This window comes from Candidatus Krumholzibacteriia bacterium, from assembly GCA_029865265.1.
Classification (GTDB): Bacteria; Krumholzibacteriota; Krumholzibacteriia; order WVZY01; family JAKEHA01; genus JAKEHA01.
The window spans coordinates 34,189-58,046 of record JAOUHG010000006.1 but is presented as its reverse complement, the minus strand read 5'-3'; the positions used below and the strand labels follow the sequence as shown (position 1 = coordinate 58,046).

Sequence of the window (23,858 nt, the reverse complement as noted above, 5' to 3'; positions counted from 1 at the left end):
CTCGATGACCCGACTCGACGCCAGACTCCTCGTGGGGCTTCGCGGCCCCGACCTGGTGGCCACCACGGCCCGGCTCGCGCTGGTCCATAAGATGGGCTTCGGCGACCGGCTGGCCGGCCTCGAGCGGTATGATTTCTTCCACCTCGAGATCGAGTCGGCCGCGCCCCCGGAGGCCACCATCGACGCGCTCCGCAAGGCCCTCGCCCGGCAGAGCACTTTTTATAACCGCAACAAGCACATGTACTCGCTGGATTGCCGGTGGGATGGTGAGTTGCGCACCGATGGTCCCACCCACGAGGCACTCAAGCACCGTTTTGGGCAAATTGTGGGTAGAATTGGGGGAGGCAACGAACCCAAATCGGGAACTGGCATAGATTTCGATGGAAAGAGGGGAAGCAGAGTCGCTACTGTTAAGGAGTATCCGGCTTTTCTGGTCGAGGTGTCCGTAGAGGACGATGACTCGGCCGGCCGGGACGCCATCGCTGCCAGGCTGACCGGGGAGCTTTCCGGGATGTTGGGGGGGACCATTCGGGTCCGATGCCCCAGCCGGGCCACCGTGTGGTGGCTGGGGATCGCGGCTCCGGACGAGGCGGCGGCGTTGGAAACGGCCAGACAGATCACGGTGACGAAACGGCGCGATGCGGGGCTGCTCATGAACCCCAACTACCAGCGCGCCGAATTCGTTTCCGCGGGAAGGATCGAACCGGTTACCTCATGATCGACTCGCTCCACGAGGAGTGCGGTGTGTTTGGGATCTTCGGGTCCGCGGGCGCGGCTGAAAACGCGTTCCTGGGCCTGTATGCCCTGCAGCACCGCGGTCAGGAGGGCGCCGGGATCGTTTCCACCGACGGCGAGCGCATGTACGAGCACAAGGGGGTGGGCCTCGTCGCACAGGTGTTCGACGCGGATGCCATCGCCGGCCTCAAGGGCAACGCCGCCATCGGCCACAATCGCTACTCGACGACGGGGCAGCCCGGGATTGCGAATCTACAGCCGATCCTGGTGGACTGTAAGGTCGGGAAGCTGGCACTGGCTCATAACGGCAATCTGGTCAACGCCCGCGAGCTCCGATCGGAAATGGAGGCCGCGGGGTCCATCTTCAACACGACGGTGGACAGTGAAGTGATTTTGCACCTGATTGCACGGAGCCGGGAAGCCTCACTCGACCGCATCGTCATCGACGCGGTGGGGCAACTGCGCGGCGCGTTCTCGCTTCTGTTACTGACGCGGGACTCGCTCATCGCCGTACGCGATCCGCAGTCGTTCCGTCCGCTGTGTCTGGGCCGTCTGGGTGATGCAACCATCATCACCAGTGAATCCTGCGCGTTGGACATAATCGGCGCCGAATACATCCGGGAAGTCGAGCCAGGGGAACTCGTCATCGTAGACGAGCGGGGGATTCGATCCTGGAAGGCGTTTGAGCCCCAGCAGCAGGCCAAGTGCATTTTTGAGTTCATCTACTTCTCGCGTCCGGACAGCAAGGTGTTCGGGGAAAACGTCGACAAGGTCCGCCGTAAGCTGGGAACCGTCCTGGCCCAGAAGCACCCGGTCGATGCCGACATCGTCATCTCTGTCCCGGACTCGAGCAATACGTCGAGCCTGGGATTCGCCCGCGAAGCGAACATACCGTTCGAGATCGGGCTGATCAGGAATCACTACGTGGGTCGCACCTTCATCCAGCCGAGCCAGTCGCTGCGCGACGGCACGGTGCGGCTGAAGTTCAACACGGTGGATGGCGTGCTCAAAGGCAAGCGCGTCGCCGTGGTGGACGACTCCATCGTGCGTGGTTCCACAATGAAGAAGCTCGTTGCCATGCTCCACAAGGCCGGTGCAAAGGAAGTCCACCTGCGCATCGCATCCCCCCCCGTCAAGTTCCCCTGCTTCTACGGAATCGACATGCCGTCGCGAAGCGAGCTGGTCGCGTCGTCGGCGTCCGTGGAGGAGATCCGCACGTATCTCGGGGTCGACAGCCTCGAGTACCTGACCATCGAGGATCTCCGCTCGGTCGTCGCCGATCCCGACAATTTCTGCAAGGCCTGCTTCAGCGGCGAGTATCCGGTTCCGTTGGCGTCTGACCTGAACAAGTCCGTGTTCGAGGACTCCGCCGTCGGCGCCTAGCGCCGCCGCCCCGGAGCCCGTCCACGCGACACCGCCGCGGCATACCGCCGGGGCGGGTTCGGGCCCTTGTATACAGGCAGGGCGCTCGCCGCATTAAGAGCGCATACATGAAAGTCAGGATCCAGTTCGAGAAACTGGGAGCCATCCGTTTTACGTCCCACAAGGACGTACTGCGGATTTTCGAGCGCTGCTTCGCCGCGGCCGGGGTGCCGGTGGCGTGGAGCGAGGGATTCCATCCGCACGTGCGGATGTCCTTCGGCCCGCCCATCCGGACCGGCTGGGAGAGCCGCCACGAGTTCATGGACGTGCAACTGGAGTCACCCATGGACGGCCTGGCGGAGGCGTGCAACGCAAAGCTCCCGGACGGGTTTCGGGTGGTCAGCGCCGTGCCTATTGACGACGCCACCCCCAAGCTCGCGACGGACATCGCCGCGGTCACCATGGAAGTGACCGTGGAGGCGGACGACGCGGCCGGTTCCAATCCGGAGTCAATCCGGGCGGCTGTAACCGAACAGTTCCTGAACACACCCAGTGCCGATACCGGCGAACCGAGGGTTGTGGAGGCGGAGGTTGTCCAAAAGGAGGACACGATCCGCATCCGCTACACGTCCAGCATGCAATCGCAGCGGGTCGTAACCCCGGAAGCGCTGGTTTCGGCGACGATCGGAGACCCCGACTCGTTCCGCGTGCCCATCAAAGTCATGCGCCTTGCGCAGTACGTGGCCCGTGACGGGCGGCTGGTTTCTCCCATCGATGAAGGAGTCGTGCAGATAAACGCATGAAAGAAGTAATGATCAACTCGACCTCCCTGGAGGTGCGGGCCGCCATCGTGGAGGATGGCGAGCTCGTCGAGTTCATGGTGGAGCGCGCGCAGACCCGTCGCCTGGTGGGCGACGTGTACCTGGGCCGCGTGAACGCCATTCTCCCCGGTATCCAGGCGGCATTCGTGGACATCGGCTATGAGAAGGCCGGGTTCCTGCACGCGGGCGACCTGGTTCCCGACACCGACGGGCTCGACGTGGAAGGCGGCGGTGTGGACGTGGAAGACGCCCCCGAAGCCGACCGTGGCGGCGGGCGTGGCGGACGCGGTGGCCGCGGCGGGCGCGGCGGACGCGGCGGTGGCGACCGCGGACGGCGCGATTCGCGCGACAAACCCGGCGTGCAGCCCATCGAGAAGATGCTGCAGAAGGGCCAGGAGGTGATGGTGCAGGTGACCAAGGAGGCCATCAGCACCAAGGGCCCCCGGCTCACCACGCAGATCTCGCTCCCGGGCCGTCACGTCGTGTACATGCCCAACTCGGACTACCTCGGCATCTCGCGGCGCATCGAGTCGCGCCAGGAGCGGCAGCGCCTGCGGCAGCTGATCGCGCGCAAGAAGCCGGCAAACTGCGCCATCATCGCGCGCACCGCGTGCGAAGGTGTCGAAGACAAGCAGATCGTGTCCGACATCAACTACCTGCACAAGCTGTGGCAGGAGATCAAACGCCGCGCGGAAAAAGCGCAGGCGCCGGAACTCGTGCACGAGGAGGTCGGCATGGTGGTGGGCATGGTACGCGACCTCATCGCCGAGGACATCGACAAGATCTGGATGGACAACGAGAAGGAGTACCGCAAGCTGGTCAAGCACCTGCGCGACGTGAGCCCGGACATCGCCTCGCGCACGCACCTGTTCCGCGAGAAGACGCCCATTTTCGACAAGTACAACATCGAGAACGAGCTGGAGAAGACGCTCGATCGCAAGGTGTGGCTCAAGAAGGGCGGCTATCTGATTTTCGATCAGACCGAGGCCATGGTGGTGGTGGACGTCAACACCGGCCGCTTCGTGGGCAAGCGCGACCAGGAGGAGACCATCCTGGAGACCAACCTGCTGGCGGCGCGCGAGGTGCCACGGCAGCTCAGGCTGCGCGACATCGGCGGCATCATCGTGATCGACTTCATCGACATGGAGAGCGAGGGCAACAAGAAGAAGGTGCTGGCCGAGCTCAGGAACCACCTGCGCAAGGACCGCTCGCGCGCCAAGGCGTTTGCGGTGAGCGACCTGGGCCTGGTGGAGGTGAGCCGCAAACGCGTGCGGCCGAGCCTGCTGCACTTCCTCTCCGAGGAATGCCCGTACTGCCATGGCACCGGCAAGGTGCTCTCATTCGATACGCTGGCCAACAAGATCGAACGGCAGATCCAGCGCATCGGGCAGCGCACGCGCGAGCGCCGCATCCAGTTGCGCGTGAACACGTCGTTCGCGGTGTTCCTGGAGGAACAGCGCTCCGCCATGCTGGACGCGCTGGAGAAGCAGCACCGCATCCGCATCGAAATCCAGGACGACCCGCGCCTGCACCGCGAGGACTTCAAGCTGGTTTCGTTGCAGAACTTCCGCGACCTGGTGGCGGAAACGGGGTAGTGCTTGACAAACCCGGGCCGGACGGCCGACGGTTGCGGGTGCAATGAAAACGCGTTTGTTTGTGGCGACCGTGTTCGTTCTCTCGGCCGTGGCGTCGTGCGGGCCGAAGGAACCGGAGATCACTCCCGCGGAGATTCGCGCCATCGCGAAGGAAGCGTATGTCTATGGCTTCCCGCTGGTGGACGGCTACCGCGTGCTGCACTCGTACTTCGTCGACACCGCTGGCCCCGACTACAAGGGGCCGTGGAACGAGCTGGTCAGTGTGGCGCGCGTCTACACGCCCGATGACAGGGCGGTACAGACGCCCAATTCCGACACGCCCTACTCGTTTCTGGGCGCCGACCTGCGCACCGAGCCGCTGGTGCTCACCATCCCCGCGATCGACAAGGGGCGCTACTACTCGCTCCAGTTCATCGATCTCTACACCTATAATTTCGCCTATGTCGGCACCCGCGCCACCGGCAACGACGGCGGCGTGTTCATGCTGGCGGGGCCGGGCTGGCAGGGCGAAACACCGCCGGGTATCACCGCGGTGATTCGCAGCGAAACGGAGCTGGCGCTGGTGATCTATCGCACCCAGCTCTTCGACCCGCGCGACATCGACGAGGTCAAGGACATCCAGCTACGCTACAAGGTGCAACCGCTGTCGCGTTTCCTGGGTGAGACACCCCCCGAGCGTGCGCCGGATATCGAGTTCATGCCGCCGCTCAGCAACGCGGCGGAGCGCAACTCGCTCGAGTTCTTCGGCGTCCTCAACTGGATTCTGCAGTTCTGCCCGAGGAATCCCTCGGAAGACCCCCTGATGGTGCGCCTTGCCCGGATCGGTGTGGGCGCGGGGAAGACGTTCGACGTGGCCGCGCTGGAGCCCGGCACGCGCACGGCCTTCGAGGCCGGAATGGCCGACGCGTGGGCGGCGTGCGACTCGATACAGGGCCTCGGGGCGTCTGGAAAGGTCCACAGCGGCGACGTGTTCGGCACGCGCGAGTTTCTTGGGGACAACTACCTGTATCGCATGACCGGCGCGGTGATGGGGATCTACGGAAACTCGAAGCAGGAGGCCATGTACCCGGCGTACCTGGTTGATTCCGGCGGGCAGCCGCTGGACGCGGCCGCCGCGCGCTACACGCTCACGTTTGCGAAGGGCCAGTTGCCGCCGGTGGACGCGTTCTGGTCCATCACCATGTACGACGCCACGACGAAACTCCTGGTCGCGAACCCCCTGGAGCGCTACCTGATCAACTCGTCGATGGTGAAGAAGTTGAAGAAGGACAAGGACGGCAGCATCACCATCTACCTGCAGTACGCGTCGCCCGGGCCGGGCAGGCAGGCAAACTGGCTGCCCGCGCCCAACGGACCGTTCTTCGTGGTCATGCGCCTGTATCAACCACAGCAACCGGCCCTCGATGGCAAATGGAGACAACCACCGCTGGAGCGGGTCAAGGGCTGAGCCGGTTGCGGAACCCGTCGTGTTCGATTACGTTCCAACGAACACGAGGAGGCCTTCCATGAAGAAGACAATCGCTCTGCTCGCGGCCACCGTACTCCTGGCGACGGTGCCCGCCTACGCCGACACGCTCACCATTGCCGTCCATCTCACCACCGATACCGGCGTCGGCGCGAGCATCGGCACCGTGGTGGCGACGGACACACCCTACGGACTGCTGCTGACACCCGATCTCAAGGGCCTTACCCCCGGGCTGCACGGCTTCCACGTGCACGAGCACGCGAGCTGCCAGTGCTCCGAGAAGGACGGTAAGATGGTGGCGGGCCTCGCTGCCGGCGGGCACTACGACCCCGCCGGGACCGGCAAACACCTGGGGCCCTACGCCGACGGCCACCTGGGCGACCTGCCGCCGCTGTATGTCGCGGCGGACGGCACCGCCACGCTCATGCTGCTGGCGCCGCGGCTGAAGGTGAAAGACCTCAAGGGCCGCGCGCTCATGATCCACGCCGGCGGCGACAACTACTCCGACACCCCCGCGCCGCTCGGTGGCGGTGGCGCGCGCGTGGCGTGCGGCGTGGCGGAGTAATCATGAAGCTCAAAGATGCACGCATTCTTATTACGGGCGGGAGCCTCGGTATCGGCAGGGCCGCCGCACAGGTGTTGTGCGAGGCGGGGGCGAAGGTGGCCATCACCGGGCGTCACGAGGAGCGCCTGCACCGGGCGGCAACCGAGACCGGCGCCGTGGCCATCGTGGCCGACGCCGGCAACCCGAAGGACGTGGAGCGCACCTACCAGGACGTGCAGAAGCGGCTGGGCGGTCTCGACTGCCTGGTCAACAACGCCGGCATCGGTGAGTTCGTGGAGATGGAGAAGGTCACCTTCGAGCAGTTCGAGAAGATCTTTTCCGTGAACGTGTACGGCGCCGCACTCATGGGCGCGCGTGCCGCCTCGCTCTTCAGGCAGCAGAAGTCGCGCGGGCACATCATCAATATCGGTTCCACCGCCGGGCTCAAGGGCTTTCCGGGCGGAACCGTCTACGCCGCGTCCAAGTTTGCGCTGCGCGGCATGACCGAGTGCTGGCAGGCCGAGCTGCGCAAGCACGACATCCGCGTGACCCTCATTGCACCCAGCGAAGTGGCCACCGCGTTCGGCCGCGAAGACGGCAGGGAACGCGAAGCGCCGCCCAACAAGCTCACCTCGATGGAGATCGCACACGCGATCAAGTCGGTGATCGAGCTGGACGACCGGGGCATGATCCCCGAGTTGTCGGTGTGGGCGACCAATCCCTGGTGACGGCCGCCTGACCCCGACCGTTACGGTTGTGAATATGAAGAAGCCGCCCCGTGCACGACGCTCGGGACGGCTTCTTTATGTCCACGCAGTGGCGAGTTACCGCTTCTCGGCTGCCGGGCGGCCCGGGTCGGCCGGCTTGCCGGCCTTGAGCGCCTTCATCACTTCTTCGATGGCGCGCTCGAGCTGCGTGTCGACACCCTTCGCGAGCTGCGCGGGATCCTCCGGCACCTCGATGTCGGGATCGACACCGTGTCCCTCCAGGAACCACGCGCCGGTGGGGTCGTACATGCGAAACGTCGGCACCGTCACCACGCCGCCGTCCACCAGCTCCGGCGCGCCCGAGATCCCGATCAGACCACCCCAGGTGCGCGTTCCGATGAGCGGCCCGAGGCCCGCCTTGCGGAAGTAATCCGGGAAGGCATCGCCACCCGAACCACTCCAGCCGTTGATCAGCATCACCTTGGGTCCGAAGTTCGCCACCGGCGGCCACTGCCACGTCTGTCCGTCGCGCACCGCCCAGAACGCCAGCGCAGGGCGGTTGAGCAGCTCGACGAAGCGGTCGGGAATCTGTCCGCCGCTGTTGAAGCGCTCATCGACGATGAGCCCCTCCTTGGTGAACTGGGCCATGAACTGGCGCACCAGCATGGACTGCGCGGACCGCCCTGTGCTCTCAACGTAGATGTAGCCGATCTTGCCCCCCGTCGCCTCGTCGACGCGCTTGCGGTTGCCCTCGATCCACTCCAGGTGGCGCAGCCGCGTCTCGTCGTCGAGCAGTTCCACCAGCACGTGCCGCGCGCCGTCCATGGACGGCTTGTCGTTCACGGTGAGATCCACGCTCTTGCCCGCCAGCCCGGCAAACGCGCCCCACGGCGCCTTGCTGGTATCGATGGGCCGCCCGTTGACGGCGAGGACGTAGTCGCCCGTCTTCACGTCTACAGCGGGCATGTCCAGCGGCGAACGTACCTCGGCGTCCCAGGGTGCGCCGCGCACGATGCGCCGGATGCGGTACGCGCCGCCCGAAAGCTCCCAGTCCACGCCCAGGTAGCCCACGGAGATGTCCGCTGCTTCGTCGGTGTCGCCGCCGCCGCGGTAGGTGTGCGACGAGCTGAGCTCTGCAATCAACTCGCCGATGACGAAGTTCATGTCCCAGCGCGTCACCGCCTGGTCCACCAGCTTGCCGTAGCGCGCGCGCATGGCATTCCAGTCCACGCCGTGCATGCCCTTGTCGTAGAAGTAGTCGCGCTGGAAGCGCCACGCGTCGTTGAACATCTGGTGCCACTCGGCGCGCGGGTCCACCGTCATCTCCAGCGTGCCCGCGGGCATTTTCTTCTCCATCTTCTGATCCTTGTCGATATCGACCACAGCGTAGTCGTCACCGTCGGCAATCAGGATCTTCTCGCCGTTGGCGCTCACCTCGAAGTAGTCCGCGTCGTCCACGATGGTCTGCTCTTCGCGCTCCTCGAGGTCGTAGTACATGACGGGCGAGTCCTCGTCCGCCGAGCCGGAGTTGGGACGGCGCTGGAATACCAGTTTGCCCGACACCGCCTGAATGCGCCCGAAGTTGCCCGCGTGGGGCGGCAGCACCACCACGCGGCGCTCGAAGCCGTCGAGCGTGATCTTCGTCTCCGGCGGTGCATCCTTCTTCTTGTCCTTGTCGGCTTTCTTCTCGTCCTTCTTGTCCTTGTCGCCGGTATCGACAGAAGTCGAGTCGTTCTTCGGCGCCAGCGGGGAGGGGACGTCGCCGGTGAGCGACGCCGCCGCAATCTGGGTGGCGTTGGGATACACCCACGAGTTGTCCATGTCGGAATAGACCGGGTCGAAGTTGCGGTTGGTGAGGAAGTAGAGGTACTTCCCGTCGGGGTCGAACGACGGCATGGTGTCGCTGTAGTAACCCGACGTCACCTGCGTGCTCTTGCCGCTCTGCGTGTCGAACAGGCAGATCGCACCCGCCTGGTTGGGCATGTCGCGCCGGTAGGCGAGCCAGCGGCTGTCCGGCGACCACGCCGGCGCAAAACCCTGCAACTCACCCTCGTACAGGAAGCGGTTCTGGTCGACGTCCATGGTGCGGTTCTTCGCCACGTCGTAGACGTACACCTTCATGGCCTGGTCGATGAACGCGATCATCCTGCTGTCCGGCGACCAGTACAGCCGGTAGCGGAAGCCGGGGCCGTACGACGTCACCTTGCGCGGTGCCGCCGAACCGGAAGCGTCGAGCAGCGTCAGTTCATACTCGCCCGACGCGTCGCTCCAGTACGCGACGGTCTTGCCGTCCGGCGACCACGCCGCGTACCGCTCCGCGGATGCGGGCGTGCGCGTGATGTCGATTACGGGACCGTTCTGGGCCGGCACCGAGAACACGTCGCCGCGCGCGGTGAACAGCGCGCGTTTGCCGTCGGGGGCGAGGGACACGTTGCTGATGAGATCCGCGGCGTTCTGCAGGCGCGGGAGCAGCGTGAGTTCGTCGGTGACCACCTTGACGTCGATGGCCTGGTAGGAATCGTCCGCCAGCTTGAGCACGTACAGGAGCCCGCCCGCTTCGAACACGATGTCCGACGGCCCCATGGCCGGGTAGCGCACGTCGAAGTCCTTGAACGTGGTCACCTGCTTGAGCGCTTTCGAATCCAGGTCGTACGACCAGATGTTGCCGCGCTGGCTCGCGTCGCGGTCAGAAAGAAAGTAGATCTTGCGCCCCGTCCACATGGGGAACTCGTCGTTGGCCGGGTCGGGCGCGATGGTCTGCGCGGTCTTCTTCTCGAGATCGAAGATCACCATGTCGGGCGCGGTGCCGCCCCGGTAGCGCTTCCAGGTGCGGTGTGCGCGCGAACGCGGCGTGTAGGCGATCGATTTGCCGTCCGGCGAAATCACGCCGAACTCGCCGTAGGGAACCGGCAGCTGCTGCGGCAGGCCGCCCGCGGGGGCGACCGCGTAGAACTGGCTGAAGCGCTGGCGGCCGCTGTGCATCATCGACGAGAACAGGATCTTCGAACCGTCCGGGTACCAGTCCAGCACGCGGTCGGTCATGCCGTGGTTGGTGACACGCACCGGCATGCCGCCGCCGGTGGGGATCACGTAGATGTCCGTGTTGCCGTCGTAGTTGGCGCCGAAAGCGATGCGCGTCCCATCCGGGGAGAAGCGCGGAAACAGCTCCTGCCCGGCGGGCGAACTCAACCGCGCCGCGGTTCCACCCTCCTTGGCGACCACCCACAGGTCGCCGCCGTAGGCGAAGACCACCTGGGTCTGCGACACGTCGGGGTTCTGCATGAGGCGCGCGTTGATCTGGGCGAGGGCGCCGGATGCGAACAGGGAAACCAGCGATGCGAGGATGAGCGAATGTCGTGCACGTTTCATGGGCATCTCCACTTGTATCTGTGAGGATTGGGCGTACAATTTCGGACGCGGCAGGACACGATACTTACACGGATTTGCCGCCACCGGAAGCCCCTAATGACAGGAGGAATGCCATGTCCTTCGGTGGTATTGCGGGTGGGGCGGCCGGCGCATCGGTTGCCCGGCGCCGGCGCCAGATTATCGCGGCCTTTCGTGCCGCCGGCGCCACCTCGCCGGCGCGGGCGGTCCCCGAGAGCTCGCTCGAGCTGCGCGGCCACCTCGTGTTCCGGACCATGCAGAAGCGGGGGATCATCGTGCGCACGCCCGACGGGCGCCTCTACCTCAACGAGGCGGTGGAGGCGGCCGTCAACCGCATGCGCCACCTGACCGTGGCCGCGATTCTGCTTATCATGCTCATCGGCATCGCCTGGGTCTTCGGCATGAAGGGGAAGGCGCCATGAAGCCGCGGATCAGCATGATCACCCTGGGGGTCTCCGACCTCTCGCGGTCGATCCGCTTCTACGAGGAGGGTCTGGGGCTGCCGCGCATCCCCATGGAGGCGGACGTGGCCTTCTTCAACCTCAACGGCACCTGGCTCGGCCTCTACCCGCGGGACCTCCTGGCCGAGGACGCCCAGGTCCCGGCCGGCGGCGACGGCTTCCGCGGGTTCTCGCTGGCCCACAACGTGGCCTCGAAGGCCGAGGTGGACGCGGTAATGGCCACGGCCGCCACCGCCGGGGCCCGCATCCTCAAACCGGCCCAGGACGTGTTCTGGGGGGGATATTCGGGCTATTTCGCCGATCCGGACGGCTTCCTGTGGGAGGTGGCCTGGAACCCGGCCATGTGGGTGGGCCCGAAAGACGAGTGACCGGCGAAGTTGACCCCTTGACACACCGGGGTCCCATGAATTACAAATGACAGGTTATTTTCTACCGCCTGGAGCGGCCCGGCACGGGTGCGGGCGGCGGAAACCTGAAGTGGAGCAATCATGTACGCCATCGTAAAAATCGCCGGCCTGCAGTTCAAGGCCACCCCCAATTCCATCCTCCGCGTTCCCAAGCTGGAAGCCGAGGTGGGTGGCAGTGTCAAGATCGAGGAAGTTCTGCTGTGGTCGGACGGCAAGAGCACCGAGGTGGGTGCCCCGTTCGTGGCCGGCAAGTCGATCAGCGGCGAAGTGGTCCGCCACGGCCGCGGCGACAAGATCATCGTCTTCAAGAAGAAGCGGCGGAAGGGTTACCGCCGCAAGAACGGCCACCGGCAGTGGTTCACCGAAATCCGGGTCTCCGGTTTCGGTGGCTGACGGGATGGGATGAAGGAAAATCAGTCATGGCTCATAAAAAAGGTGTAGGCAGTTCCAAGAATGGGCGCGACAGTCACGGCCAGCGGCTGGGAGTGAAGCGTTTCTCCGGCGAGTTCATCACCGCCGGTTCCATCATCGTTCGCCAGCGCGGCACCCGAATCCACCCCGGCCAGAACGTGGGCCGAGGAAAGGACGATACGCTCTTTGCCAAAGTCACGGGCACGGTCAAGTTCGAAACGTTCGGCAAGAACCGCAAGCGCGTCAGCGTCGTCGAAGCGAACTAGCGCTCCGCGAACCAAGCGTCCGGCCGGTCGCCCGGCCCCCGTGTCTCCATCCTTCGCGATCGTTCTCCCGGCCCGCTACGGGTCGACACGTTTTCCCGGCAAACCTCTCGCGACGATTTCCGGTAAACCCCTGATCGAGTGGGTATACCGGGGGGCGTTGCTCGTGCGCGGCGCAGAGCGCGTGGTGGTGGCCACCGACGACGACCGCATCGTGGACGCGGTGCGCGCCTTCGGCGGCCAGGTGATCATGACGCGCGACGACCACGTCACCGGCACCGATCGCGTGGCGGAGGCGGCGCGCAAGCTGCGCTCGCCCATCGTGGTCAACCTGCAGGGCGACGAGCCCGTGTTCGACCCGCGCATGGTGGAGCGCATGGTGGATCGCCTGCAGCGCGACCCCTCGGTCGACATCGTCACCGCCTGCCACCAGATTCACAGCGTGAAAGAATTTCAGAGCACCCACGTGGTCAAGGTGGCGCTCGACCGGCGCGGGCACGCCATGTATTTCTCGCGTACCCCCATTCCCGAGGGCGGGCTGGCCACGGGTACCGCATACCGCCACGTGGGCGTGTACGCCTTCCGCCGCGAGGCGCTGGCGCGGTTTGCGCGCCTGCCGCGCTCCCCGCTGGAGATCGCCGAGCGCCTGGAGCAGCTGCGGGCGCTGGAAAATGGCATGAGAATCGGCGTGGTGGAGACAAAACGCGCCACGGTGGGAGTTGACGTGCCCGCGGACATAAAAAATGTTGAAAGGGTCGTGCGAGTCTCCCTAGACTGAATCGAACGGGGACGAACCACTCACCCAACCGCGAAGGAGCAACGGAAGCATGAAATACATTTTCATCACCGGTGGTGTCGTCTCATCTCTCGGCAAGGGCATCGCGGCGGCATCGATCGGGTTGCTCCTCAAACAGCGCGGGCTGCGCGTCGTCATCCAGAAATTCGATCCCTATCTCAACGTGGACCCGGGCACCATGAGCCCGTTCCAGCACGGCGAGGTCTTCGTCACCGATGATGGCGGCGAGACGGATCTCGATCTCGGCCACTACGAACGCTTCCTCGACCAGAGTCTCACCCTCGACAACAGCGTCACCGCCGGCAAGGTCTACCAGGCGGTGATCGAGCGCGAGCGCTCGGGCGGTTACCTGGGCAAGACCGTGCAGGTGGTGCCGCACATCACCGACGAGATCAAGGCGCGCGTGCGCGCGGCGGGCGAGAAGGGCGACGTGGACGTGATCATCACCGAGATCGGCGGGACCACCGGCGACATCGAGAGCCTGCCCTTCCTGGAGGCCTGCCGCCAGATGCGCCACGAGGAGGGGGCGGAGAACTGCCTCTTCATCCATCTCACCCTGGTGCCGTATATCAAGGCGGCGCGGGAGATCAAGACCAAGCCCACCCAGCACAGCGTCAAGGGCCTGCTGGAGATCGGTATCCAGCCGGACGTCCTTCTGTGCCGCACCGAGGTGCCGCTGGGCAAGGACATCCGCAGCAAGATTGCGCTCTTCTGCAACGTGCGCGAGCGCGCGGTGATCGAGGCGCGCGACGTCGCGTCCATCTACCATGTGCCGTTGCACTTTCACCGCGAGGGACTGGACGACATCATCCTCAAGATGCTGCACATCGAGGCGGGTCAACCCGACCTGGAGGCGTGGGAGCGCATGATCCGGCGCATGACCGCCATCGAGGACGAGGTGAAGATTGCGGTGGTGGGGAAGTACGTGCAGATCCAGGACGCGTACAAGTCGATCATCGAGTCGTTCACGCACGCCGGCGTGCAAAACGACGTGCACGTGACCGTGCAGTGGGTGGATGCGGAAGACGTGGAGAAACTGGGCGCCGAAGAGGTTCTGCGCGGTGTGGGCGGTGTTCTGGTGCCGGGCGGGTTTGGAGATCGGGGCATCGCGGGCAAGGTGGAGGCCATCCGTTACGCGCGCGAGAACGACATCCCCTTCCTGGGCATATGCCTGGGGCTGCAGTGCGCCGTCATCGAATTCGCCCGGAATGTGTGCGGCATCAAGGACGCGCTCTCCAGCGAGTTCAGCCCCAACTGCCCCAACCCCGTCATCGATCTCATGGAGGGGCAGACGCACAGCGGCAAGAAGGGCGGCACCATGCGACTGGGCGCGTACCCGTGCCGCATCACCCCCGGCACGCTGGCCGAAGAACTGTACGGGGACGGCGAGATCAGCGAGCGTCACCGCCACCGCTGGGAAGTGAACAACGAGTACCGCGAAACGCTGGAGCGCAACGGGCTCACCTTCTCGGGAACGTCGCCGGACGGCAGCCTGGTCGAGATCATTGAAATAGCCGATCACGCGTACTTCATCGCCTGCCAGTTCCACCCCGAACTGAAGAGCCGGCCCAACCGGCCGCATCCGTTGTTCTTCGGGCTGGTTCGCGCCGCCAAGGCCCAGCGCAACTCGCATTCCTCCGCCCGGCAGATGAGCGCCTAGGCGCGTTGCGCGGGAGGTTCCGGTGCCGGTCTCCGCATCCATCGGGTCGTATCGCGTCGGCGGAGGCAACAAGCCCCTGCTGATCGCGGGGCCGTGCGTCATCGAGTCCGCCGAGCTCGCGCTCTCCCTGGCCGAATCCATCTCGAAGCTCCCGTCCGCCGCCGAGTTCCAGTTCGTGTTCAAGGCGAGCTACCTCAAGGACAACCGCAGCGCGGGGGACAGTTTCCGCGGTCCCGGCATCTACGAGGGCCTGCGCGTGCTGGAGAACGTTCGCGCGCGCGTCGGGGTGCCGGTGCTTTCCGACGTGCATACCGCCGCCGAGGTGCCGGCCGCCGCGGCGGTGCTGGACGTGGTGCAGATCCCCGCTTTTCTGTGCCGGCAGACCAGCCTGCTGGAGGCGGCGGGTGCGTGCGGCAAGCCGGTGAACGTCAAGAAGGGGCAGTTCATGGCCCCCGAGGACATGGTCAACGTGGTCAAGAAGCTCCACGCCGCCGGCGCCGACGACGTGCTGTTGACCGAGCGCGGGTCGACCTTCGGCTATCACGACCTGGTGGTCGACTTTCGCGGCTTCGCGCGCATGCGCGCCGCGGGAGCACCGGTGATCTTCGACGTCACGCACAGCCTGCAGCGGCCGGGTGGCCTGGGAAACAAGTCCGGCGGCGAACCGGCGCTCGCCGCCATGATGGCGCGAGCCGCGGCGGCGGTTCCGGTGGACGGCTTCTTCATCGAGACGCATCCCGACCCGTCGCGGGCACTCTCGGACGCGGCGTCGATGCTGCCGTTCGATCAGCTGGACGGTTTGCTCGCGCAGGTGGCACGCATCGTGGCCGCGTCGCGCGGTCTGGACGGCAACTAGCTAGGGGTATGGTGCAATCATGAGCTTTTCCGCCAAGTTGAGGCACGAGCTGGTGTCGCTCACCCTGGCGTGGGTGTACTTCGTGCTGTGGTTCGGGTTCCTCATCGCACTCAAAAAACTGATGCTGGAGCAGTACCACATCGAGTTCAAGGGACTCTCGATCGTGCTGGTGAGCGCGCTGATCCTCGCCAAGGTGATCCTGCTCATGGAGCCCATCCCGCTGGGAAAATGGGTGGGCCGCCGCCCCGCGTGGGTCGACGTGGTGGCGCGCACCGTCCTGTACAGCCTGGGTGTGGTCGTGGTGCTGGTGCTGGAGAAGGGTCTGGAGGGGCGGCACGAGTACGGGGGGTTCGGTGCGTCGGTGCAGGCACAGATGCGCGACACCAACGCCGAGCACATCGCGATGAACGCGCTCTGCATCACCACCGCCCTGCTGGTCTACAATGCGTTGTCCGTGGTGCAGAAGAACCTCGGGACGCGCACGCTGACCTCTTTCTTCCTGAAACCGCTGCCCGAGGAGTCCTCCTCGAAGCCCGCCGGGAAGGCATGAGGCGGGACACTCCATGGTGAACGTGATACCCTCATGCCGGTGAAGACGGACAGGAACAAGGATACCGACGCGGTCGTCGCCGGCGCACGCCGCGTCATCGACGAGGAGATAGAGGGGCTGCGCGCCCTGCGCGACGGGCTGGGGCCCGAACTGGGGCGCGCGGTGGACGCCATTCTTGCGTGCCGCGGGCGCATCATCGTGTCCGGGGTGGGCAAGTCCGGACAGATCGCCAAGAAGATCGCGAGCACCCTCACCAGTACCGGCACCCCCGCCTTCTACGTCCACGCCTTCGAGGCCAGCCACGGCGACCTCGGCCTGGTGCACGGGGAGGACGTCGTCGTCATCATCTCCAAGAGCGGCATGGGCGACGAGCTGCGCAGCTACGTGCCCGCGCTCAAGAAGCTGGATGTCACCATGATCGCCATGACCGCGTCGCGCAGCAGCTATCTCGCCCAGCACAGCGACATCGTGCTGGAATTCGACGGATCACACGAGGCCGGCTGCCTGGGCCTGGCCCCCACCACCAGCGCCACCGTGTCGCTGGTGCTGGGGCACGTGCTGGCCAGCGCGCTGGTGGAGCGGCGCGGCTTCACCGCGGAGGAGTTTGCGCGCACCCACCCGGGCGGTATGCTGGGCAAGCGTTTGAATCTCAAGGTCAGCGAAGTGATGCGCACCGGCAACGCGCTGCCGGTGGTAAGCGAGGCGACCACGCTGCGCGACGCGCTCTTCGAGACCATGGAGAAGAGCATCGGCTGCACCGGCGTGGTCAACGCCGCGGGTGTGCTCACGGGGATCGTGACCGACGGCGACATCAAGCGTATCATCACGCGCCGCGACGACGCGCTCGACGTCCCCGTCGGCGAGGTCATGACGCGCAACCCCAAGACCATCGAGCCGGATGTGCTGGCGGCCGACGCGCTGGCGCGCATGGAACTCAATCTGCCCGGGCCATTGCTTATGCTGTTCATCGTCGATTCCGGCGGAAAGCCCGTCGGCTTGCTGCACGTGCACGACATTCTTCGTTCCGGACTAAGAACGGAGTGAAGAATGCCGAAGCCGCTATTGTCGATCGCCGCGTTCCTGATCGTCATCGCCATGGCGGGCAGCGCCGCCGCGGAGGAAGCGCCGGCGCCGGAACACGACCTCACCAGTCTGGCCAAGACGAGCCAGAACCCGGTGGGGAACCTGCTGAGCTTTCCATTTCAGTTCAATTTCAACAACGGCGGTGGTTACGGCGACGAAACCATGTTCCTGCTGAACTTCCAGCCGGTGCTGCCGTTCGCGATCTCCAGCGAGTGGAACGTGATCTCTCGCACCATCGTGCCCTTCTACAATTTCCCGGGCGGATCCCCCGCCGACCGCATCACCGGCGTTGGGGATATCCAGCAGGCGTTCTACCTGACTCCCGGCAACCCGGGCAAACTCATCTGGGGCATCGGCCCCGTATTTTCGCTCCCCACCGCGACCAACGACCTGGTGAAGACCGGCAGCTGGGCCATCGGCCCCGGCGCGGTTGCGCTCACCATGGCGGGCCCATGGGTGATCGGCGGGCTCGTCAACCAGTACTGGAATTACTCGGACCACGGCGGGGATCCCAAGACCGACCTCTTCGTGGCGCAGCCTTTCATCAACTACAACTTCGGCAAGGGTTGGGCGCTCTCGTTTGCGCCGCTGATCACCGCAAACTTCGACGCGGCGGACGGGCAGGAGTGGACGATCCCGCTCGGCATGGGCATCACGCGCACCACCCGGCTCAACAAGCGCCCGCTCAACCTCACCGCGCAGTACTACGCCAACGTCGAGCGCCCGGACGGTGCCCCCGGCAACCAGCTGCGCATCGCGGTCATTCTGCTCTATCCCAAATGATTTCGGGCGGCGCGGGGGTTGCACCCCGCGCCCCGGTTCTGTGCCGGATTCGGCTTCGGTAACTCCTCAAAGTTCCTTATACTTCCGCATTTGGCACAGTCGTTGCTTGACACCACCTCTTGGTTGTGCTAACTACTTCAGTGTGAACGCTTTTGGTCGCCCGTGCCAATCTCGGGCGGACGGATTTTGAGCACAACCTCGGGTTGGGAGCCGGTGCGGACGCGGAAGAAAATCAAACGCGCCGCCGAAGTGGCGGTGGTTCAGGGGCTGACGCTGGGCGCCCGGCTGACCCCGCGTCGTGCCGGGCAGGCGATGTTCGCAGGGGTCGGCTCGCTGGCGGCGCGCCTCTTCCAGAAGGACCGGCGCCGCGCCGAGGACAACCTGGGCATCGCGTTTCCCGACGCCCCCGCGCCGTTTCGGCGCGCGCTGGCGACGGCGATGTTCAAGACGCTGGGCCGCAACGTATACGAGTTCCTGCGGCTGGAAGGGGCGTCGCAACGCACGCTGCTGGACCGCGTCGAACGCGTCGAGGGCATGGAGAACTTTCTCGCCGCGCACGGCAAGGGCAGGGGCGTCATCGTGATCACCGGCCACATCGGGTGCTGGGAGATCATGCCGGCGAACTTCGTGGCGCGCGGGTATTCGGTTTCGGTGATCGCGCGGCGCATGAAGGTGGCGCGGCTCAATGATCGCCTGGTGGGAATTCGAAAGTCGTTCGGCGTCGCTACCATCGACCGCGACGACAATCCGCGGCGGATGTTCGAGCCGCTCAAGCGCGGAGAGATTCTTGGTGTGCTGATCGACCAGCACACGCGGGTGGCGGGGATGTGGGTGCCGTTCTTCGGGCGCCCGGCGTACACGCCGACGGCGGTCGCGAAGATGGCACTGGCCAGCGGGGCCGCGATACTCCCCATGGGGGTGTTCATCGGCCGCAACGGCCGGCACGTGATCCACGTGCTGCCGGAGATCCCCGCCGGGAATCCGGATCGCGCCGGCCGCGAACGCGCGGTACGCGAAATCACCGAAGCGTGTTCGCTGGCGGTGGAACGGCTGATTCGGATCGACCCCAAGCAGTGGGTGTGGTTCCATCACCGCTGGCGCGGGCAGGAAACAGGAGACGACGGGGTGGAGGCGGCGTATGCGGCGGAGGCGTAAGGCACGGTGGCTGCTTGGGGTGCTGGCGGTGGCGGTGGCGCTGGCCGCGTGCGACAGGAAGGAAGAGCAGGACGCCGCGGTCCGGGATCCCGCCATCCCCGACGAGACGGTGACGGACTTTGCGACCCAGGAATCCGACAGTGGCCGCGTGCAGTGGACGCTCAGAGCGCCCCACGCAAACCGGTTCAACGCGAGGAACGTGTTTGTGATGGATGACCCCAGAATCGAGTTCTACGACAAGCTGGGGAACCTGCAGACCACGCTGACCGCCGACAAGGGCGAGTATCTGCTGGATTCGCACGACATGCTGGCGTACGGGAACGTGGTGGCGGTGTCGTTCAAGGGTGAGGTGCTGGAGACCGACAGCCTGCGCTACCTGAACGAGGCGGACATGATTGTGAGCGACAGTTTCGTCAAGTTGACGCGCGGCAGAGACGTGGTCACGGGAATCGGGCTGGAGTGCGACCACACGCTGGATTCGGTTGTGATCAAGAAGGACGTGCACGCCGTCGTCCGCGAGGAAGATGGAAAGTTCAACCAGTAAGCTCGCCGAGCTGGATCCGGTGCCGCAGCCCGGACAGCAGCCACGCCTGTCTACGGACAACGTGGTCAAGGTATACGGCCGCCGGCGCGTGGTGGGCGGGGTGAGCATCGACGTCAACGGTGGCGAGGTGGTGGGCCTGCTGGGGCCGAATGGTGCCGGCAAGACGACGACCTTCTACATGATCGTCGGTATGATCCGCCCCAACGACGGGAACATCCGTCTGGACGAGCGCGACATCACCCACACGCCCATGTACAAGCGTGCGCGCCTGGGTATCGGGTATCTCCCGCAGGAGCCGTCGATCTTCCGCGGGTTGAGCGTCGAGGACAACCTGATGGCGGTGCTGGAGACGATGCGCTACTCGCGCAGCGATCGCAAGCGGAGGCTGGACGAACTGCTCGAGCAACTGGACATATCGCACATCCGCAAGAGCATGGGATACCAGCTCTCCGGTGGCGAACGGCGGCGCGTGGAAATCACGCGTGCGCTCGTCACCAATCCCAAGTTCATGCTGCTGGACGAGCCCTTCGCGGGCATCGATCCCATTGCGGTACAGGACCTGCAGGGCATCGTGAGAAAGCTCAAGGAGCGGGGTCTTGGGATCCTCATAACGGACCACAACGTCCGCGACACGTTGAGCATCACCGATCGTGCCTACATCATGTATGAGGGCAACATCAAGCGGGCGGGTACGGCCGACGATCTGGCCGGCGACGCGGAAGTAAGGGAAATCTATCTCGGGAACTCGTTCCGGCTCTAGGCAGCGTAGAGGTCTGCACGCACTATGGACATGAAGTTCGGCCTTCACCTGAGACAGAGGCAGACGCTGGTCATGACGCCGAAGCTTCAGCAGGCGCTGAAGCTTCTGCAGATGCCGTCCATTGAGCTCCAGCAGATGCTCAAGCAGGAGATCATGGAGAACCCCCTGCTGGAGGAAATCGAGGAGTACGAGGAGATCACCGAGGAAAACGAGGAGAAGGAGGCTTCCGACGGTGACGGCAAGGACGAGCCGTCGGAGAGCAGCCAGGAGGAAGCCGACAGCAAACCCGACGGTGGCGAGGCCGGCGAGGAGCAGGTCGACTGGGACGAGTATTTCAACGCCGGCTTCGAGCTGGGGCGTGCCGGTGGCGAGGAAGAGCAGCAGGAGGAATTCTTCGAGAAGGTTCCCGTGGCCAAGCAGTCGTTCACCGACCAGCTCATGGGCCAGCTGCGCATCGCCACCGATGAACCCGCCACCCTCATGATCGGCGACTACATCATCGGCTCGCTAGACGAGAGCGGCTATCTCACCTGCACCATCGAGGAGATCGCGCACACCTTCGACGTCAATCTGGAGGAAGTGGATCGCGTCCTCGAACTCATCCAGTCCTTCGACCCGCCCGGCGTCGGCGCGCGCAACCTGCAGGAGTGCCTGTTGCTGCAGCTGCGCTTCCGCGGCGAGGACGACTCGCTGGCCGCCATCATCATTCGCAGCCACTTCGACGAGTTCAAGCAGAAGAAGTACATGGAGATTGCCCGCAAGCTCAAGGTCTCCGTGCAGGACATCCAGGACCAGTGCAAGCAGATCGCCACCCTCGACCCCAAGCCGGGCCTGGAAGTGGTGGTGGAGGATCCCAAGTACGTCATCCCGGACCTGGTGGTGGAGACCGTGGACGGCAAGTACGTGGTCTACCTCAACGACCGCAACGTGCCGCGGCTGCGCGTGAGCCAGCACTATCACGACGAACTCATGCGCGAGGTGCGCAACGGTGACAACGAGGCGCGCGAGTTCATAAACGCACGCCTGAAGAGCGCCAAGTGGCTCATCCAGACCATCGAGCAGCGCCGCCGTACCATGGTCAAGGTGATGGAGTGCATCGTTCGCAAGCAGCGCGAGTTCTTCGACAAGGGCACCGCGTTCCTCAAGCCGCTCACCCTGCAGCAGGTGGCGAGCGAGATCGGCATGCACGAGTCCACGGTGAGCCGTGTGACCACCAACAAGTACGTGCAGACGCCACGGGGCGTCTTCGAGCTCAAGTTTTTCTTCTCCTCCAGCCTGAGCACCCAGGACGGCGGGGAGGTGTCGGCCAAGAGCGCCAAGGACCACATCCGGCGCATCATCGAGGCCGAGAGCGCGCGTACCCCGCTGTCGGATCAGAAGATAGCCGATATGCTTAAGAAGGACGGGCTCAACATCGCCCGCCGGACGGTCGCCAAGTACCGGGAGCAACTCAACATCCTCCCGGCGCGGATGCGAAAACAATACTGATATTGGCCGCCCGGTGGCGTGCGCGGCCTTGCCCTGTGGGGCGTTGGAGTGTAGATTTGGAAGTGTGGAGTGCCAGATGATCCACGTTGCAGCGTTCCCCGACCGAACGATCGCACCCCGGGCACCCGAACTTCGGCGATCCGCCGCCTTTTACCTCCCAAACATGATTTTTCTTCGAGGCGCAAACTGTTGCGTTGCGCCCCTCCGAACGCCGTGCCGGGAATCCGGAACGGCGTCAATTGCCGATGATGTTAAGAAAGGGGTCGTCATGAACATTACCACGACGGCAAGACACTACGACCTGGCTCCCGCGCTGAAGGACTACGCGGAGAGCAAGGTTTTCAACCTCAAGAAGTACTTCGATCACATCGTCAATGTGCACATCATTTTCTCGCTCGAGAAGTACCGCCAGCGGGTGGAGTTGACCCTGCATGTGAATGGCCGCGACATGATCGGCCGCGCGGAATCGGAGGATATGTACCTTTCTGTCGACCGTGCTGTCGACAAGCTTGAAGAGCAGTTGAAGCGCCATCACAGCAAGCTCAAGAGCCGCAAGCACAACCGCGGTCTGGGCGAGGTTTCCGGAGAGGTAGCCGAGGCGGAGACGGAACAGCCAGGGGAATGAGCACCACCCGCAAGAAGACTCTGTCCGTGAAGCAGCTCCTGGATGAAACCCGGGAGCTGCTGGCATTGAGCCTGGTCAATGGCGTCGAGGAGGGGCCCATCCCGGCCACCGTCACCGACATCCACCGGCCCGGACTGGCGCTGGCCGGGTTCATGCAGAACTACCTCAACGAACGCATCCAGGTGCTGGGGGAGACGGAGATCCTCTACCTCAACACCCGCACCGACGAGGTGCGGGTGGAGGCGGTGGACCGGCTGTTCTCGGTTCCGCTGGTGTGCATCATCGTGACCCGGCAGCTCGACATCCCCGTCGAACTGCTCAAGGCGTCCGTGAGCCACAAGGTGCCGGTGCTGCGCACCAGCATGCTGACCACCCCCTTCATCCACGAGATGACCAAGTACCTGGACGACGCCTTTGCCGAGACCACCGAGGTCCACGGCACCCTGGTTGACGTCTACGGTGTCGGACTCCTGTTTACGGGCCGCAGCGGCATCGGCAAGAGCGAGATCGCCCTGGACCTGGTGGAACGCGGACACCGTCTGGTGGCGGACGACACCGTGCATGTGCGCAAGATCAGCGACGACGTGCTCACCGGGCGCGGTAACCAGCACCTGCGCCATTTCATGGAGATCCGCGGGATCGGGATCATCAACGTCCAGGACCTGTTTGGCATCCGTTCGGTGCGCGTTCAGAAACGCATCGAGGTGGAGGTGCTGCTGGAGGACTGGGACACCAAGAAGGACTGGAACCGGGCCGGTCTGGACGAGCGGACCACGGAAATCCTGGGCGCGCAGCTGCCCCAGGTGGTAATTCCGCTTTTCCCCGGCAAGAACATCACGGTAATCTCCGAAGTAATCGCGATGAACCACATGTTGAAGGTCTACGGCGTCAATGCGGCCGAGAACTTCAACACGCTTTTGATCGACATGATGAAGAGTGACAAGCAGACGAGGCACTATTTGAGATTCGATACTGAATGACACGCCCTGCAACGGCCAGCAAGATGATATCGGCGATAGTCGTCACACATGGCAATCTCGCGCGGGAGTTCATCGCGACCGCGCACCACATCTACGGGTCGGTCTCCGGTGTGCACGCCGTGAGCAATGAGGGCAAGGCGCCCGAGGCGCTGGCCTCCGAACTGGAGGCCATCATCGAGTCGGGAGGACCGGACGATTCCTACGTGATGTTCGTGGACTTCATCGGCGGGAGTTGCGGTCACGCCACCCTGGCCATAGAGCGCAGGCACCGAAACGTCCGTATCGTGTCGGGTGTGAACCTTCCAATGCTGCTCGCCTTCCTCAACAAGAGAACCGAAATCAATTTCGAACGTCTTCCATCCGAGCTCGCATCGCGCGGACGCGACAGTATCAACGCGATCGACGCGGACCAGTTCTGAC

General features: G+C 64.6%; 25 protein-coding genes. 24 read left to right on the top strand and 1 reads right to left on the bottom strand.

Going from position 1 to position 23,858, the window contains the following annotated elements; all coding sequences use genetic code 11:
• Positions 1-4: 4 nt before the first annotated feature.
• From OEX18_04575 to OEX18_04545, 7 genes are all read left to right on the top strand, one after another.
• The gene (locus tag OEX18_04575) at positions 5-718 is read left to right on the top strand and encodes a hypothetical protein (protein MDH4336534.1); all 714 of its coding nucleotides are present in this window, start codon (positions 5-7) and stop codon (positions 716-718) included.
• Positions 715-2,118 carry an amidophosphoribosyltransferase gene (gene purF, locus OEX18_04570; protein MDH4336533.1) on the top strand — a complete coding sequence of 468 codons (1,404 nt, stop codon included), beginning with the start codon at positions 715-717 and terminating at the stop codon, positions 2,116-2,118. The genes OEX18_04575 and purF overlap by 4 nt, the downstream gene beginning before the upstream one ends.
• Before the next feature lie 107 nt (positions 2,119-2,225).
• A complete protein-coding gene (locus tag OEX18_04565) occupies positions 2,226-2,900 on the top strand; it encodes a TIGR03936 family radical SAM-associated protein (GenBank protein MDH4336532.1) in 675 nt (224 codons plus the stop codon).
• The gene (locus OEX18_04560) at positions 2,897-4,513 is read left to right on the top strand and encodes an Rne/Rng family ribonuclease (GenBank protein ID MDH4336531.1); all 1,617 of its coding nucleotides are present in this window, start codon (positions 2,897-2,899) and stop codon (positions 4,511-4,513) included. Before OEX18_04565 ends, OEX18_04560 begins: the two co-directional genes overlap by 4 nt.
• Positions 4,514-4,556: 43 nt before the next feature.
• Positions 4,557-5,960, top strand: coding sequence for a DUF1254 domain-containing protein (locus OEX18_04555; protein ID MDH4336530.1), 1,404 nt, complete (start codon positions 4,557-4,559; stop codon positions 5,958-5,960).
• Between the two features lie 58 nt (positions 5,961-6,018).
• Complete coding sequence (sodC, locus tag OEX18_04550; protein MDH4336529.1) at positions 6,019-6,543, top strand: superoxide dismutase [Cu-Zn] SodC; 525 nt, start codon at positions 6,019-6,021, stop codon at positions 6,541-6,543.
• A gap of 2 nt (positions 6,544-6,545) precedes the next feature.
• Positions 6,546-7,250: an SDR family oxidoreductase gene (locus OEX18_04545; GenBank protein MDH4336528.1), complete on the top strand. Its 705-nt coding sequence runs from the start codon at positions 6,546-6,548 to the stop codon at positions 7,248-7,250.
• A 96-nt stretch (positions 7,251-7,346) separates the two neighbouring features.
• Here OEX18_04545 and OEX18_04540 read toward each other — a convergent pair whose 3' ends face one another.
• Positions 7,347-10,598: a PDZ domain-containing protein gene (locus tag OEX18_04540; protein MDH4336527.1), complete on the bottom strand. Its 3,252-nt coding sequence runs from the start codon at positions 10,596-10,598 to the stop codon at positions 7,347-7,349.
• A 113-nt stretch (positions 10,599-10,711) separates the two neighbouring features.
• On the opposite strand from OEX18_04540, the gene OEX18_04535 reads away from it, so the two are divergent.
• The 17 genes from OEX18_04535 to OEX18_04455 all read left to right on the top strand — a co-directional run bounded on the left by OEX18_04535 (position 10,712) and on the right by OEX18_04455 (position 23,857).
• The gene (locus OEX18_04535; GenBank protein MDH4336526.1) at positions 10,712-11,038 is read left to right on the top strand and encodes a hypothetical protein; all 327 of its coding nucleotides are present in this window, start codon (positions 10,712-10,714) and stop codon (positions 11,036-11,038) included.
• On the top strand, positions 11,035-11,445 hold the full coding sequence (locus OEX18_04530) for a VOC family protein (protein MDH4336525.1): 411 nt from the start codon (positions 11,035-11,037) through the stop codon (positions 11,443-11,445). The genes OEX18_04535 and OEX18_04530 overlap by 4 nt, the downstream gene beginning before the upstream one ends.
• Positions 11,446-11,565: 120 nt before the next feature.
• Positions 11,566-11,877: a 50S ribosomal protein L21 gene (rplU, locus tag OEX18_04525; protein MDH4336524.1), complete on the top strand. Its 312-nt coding sequence runs from the start codon at positions 11,566-11,568 to the stop codon at positions 11,875-11,877.
• Between the two features lie 26 nt (positions 11,878-11,903).
• Positions 11,904-12,161, top strand: coding sequence for a 50S ribosomal protein L27 (gene rpmA / locus OEX18_04520; protein ID MDH4336523.1), 258 nt, complete (start codon positions 11,904-11,906; stop codon positions 12,159-12,161).
• Between the two features lie 58 nt (positions 12,162-12,219).
• Positions 12,220-12,936 (top strand): 3-deoxy-manno-octulosonate cytidylyltransferase, encoded by a 717-nt coding sequence (gene kdsB, locus OEX18_04515; protein ID MDH4336522.1) that lies wholly within the window; start codon positions 12,220-12,222, stop codon positions 12,934-12,936.
• A 49-nt stretch (positions 12,937-12,985) separates the two neighbouring features.
• A complete protein-coding gene (locus OEX18_04510; protein ID MDH4336521.1) occupies positions 12,986-14,614 on the top strand; it encodes a CTP synthase in 1,629 nt (542 codons plus the stop codon).
• A 22-nt stretch (positions 14,615-14,636) separates the two neighbouring features.
• Positions 14,637-15,470 (top strand): 3-deoxy-8-phosphooctulonate synthase, encoded by an 834-nt coding sequence (gene kdsA, locus OEX18_04505; GenBank protein ID MDH4336520.1) that lies wholly within the window; start codon positions 14,637-14,639, stop codon positions 15,468-15,470.
• A gap of 19 nt (positions 15,471-15,489) precedes the next feature.
• Complete coding sequence (locus tag OEX18_04500) at positions 15,490-16,020, top strand: hypothetical protein (GenBank protein MDH4336519.1); 531 nt, start codon at positions 15,490-15,492, stop codon at positions 16,018-16,020.
• 33 nt (positions 16,021-16,053) lie between these two features.
• Positions 16,054-17,064 (top strand): KpsF/GutQ family sugar-phosphate isomerase, encoded by a 1,011-nt coding sequence (locus tag OEX18_04495; GenBank protein ID MDH4336518.1) that lies wholly within the window; start codon positions 16,054-16,056, stop codon positions 17,062-17,064.
• 3 nt (positions 17,065-17,067) lie between these two features.
• A complete protein-coding gene (locus OEX18_04490) occupies positions 17,068-17,886 on the top strand; it encodes a neuromedin U (protein ID MDH4336517.1) in 819 nt (272 codons plus the stop codon).
• Positions 17,887-18,099: 213 nt separating this feature from the next.
• Positions 18,100-19,041: a hypothetical protein gene (locus OEX18_04485; protein MDH4336516.1), complete on the top strand. Its 942-nt coding sequence runs from the start codon at positions 18,100-18,102 to the stop codon at positions 19,039-19,041.
• Positions 19,025-19,585: an LPS export ABC transporter periplasmic protein LptC gene (gene lptC / locus OEX18_04480; GenBank protein ID MDH4336515.1), complete on the top strand. Its 561-nt coding sequence runs from the start codon at positions 19,025-19,027 to the stop codon at positions 19,583-19,585. Before OEX18_04485 ends, lptC begins: the two co-directional genes overlap by 17 nt.
• Positions 19,566-20,345, top strand: a complete 780-nt coding sequence (gene lptB, locus OEX18_04475) for an LPS export ABC transporter ATP-binding protein (GenBank protein MDH4336514.1) — start codon at positions 19,566-19,568, stop codon at positions 20,343-20,345. The genes lptC and lptB overlap by 20 nt, the downstream gene beginning before the upstream one ends.
• 30 nt (positions 20,346-20,375) lie before the next feature.
• On the top strand, positions 20,376-21,833 hold the full coding sequence (gene rpoN, locus OEX18_04470; protein MDH4336513.1) for an RNA polymerase factor sigma-54: 1,458 nt from the start codon (positions 20,376-20,378) through the stop codon (positions 21,831-21,833).
• A 268-nt stretch (positions 21,834-22,101) separates the two neighbouring features.
• Positions 22,102-22,458 carry a ribosome-associated translation inhibitor RaiA gene (raiA, locus tag OEX18_04465; protein MDH4336512.1) on the top strand — a complete coding sequence of 119 codons (357 nt, stop codon included), beginning with the start codon at positions 22,102-22,104 and terminating at the stop codon, positions 22,456-22,458.
• A complete protein-coding gene (gene hprK, locus OEX18_04460) occupies positions 22,455-23,438 on the top strand; it encodes an HPr(Ser) kinase/phosphatase (GenBank protein ID MDH4336511.1) in 984 nt (327 codons plus the stop codon). Before raiA ends, hprK begins: the two co-directional genes overlap by 4 nt.
• Positions 23,435-23,857, top strand: coding sequence for a hypothetical protein (locus OEX18_04455; GenBank protein ID MDH4336510.1), 423 nt, complete (start codon positions 23,435-23,437; stop codon positions 23,855-23,857). The genes hprK and OEX18_04455 overlap by 4 nt, the downstream gene beginning before the upstream one ends.
• Position 23,858 lies beyond the last annotated feature (1 nt).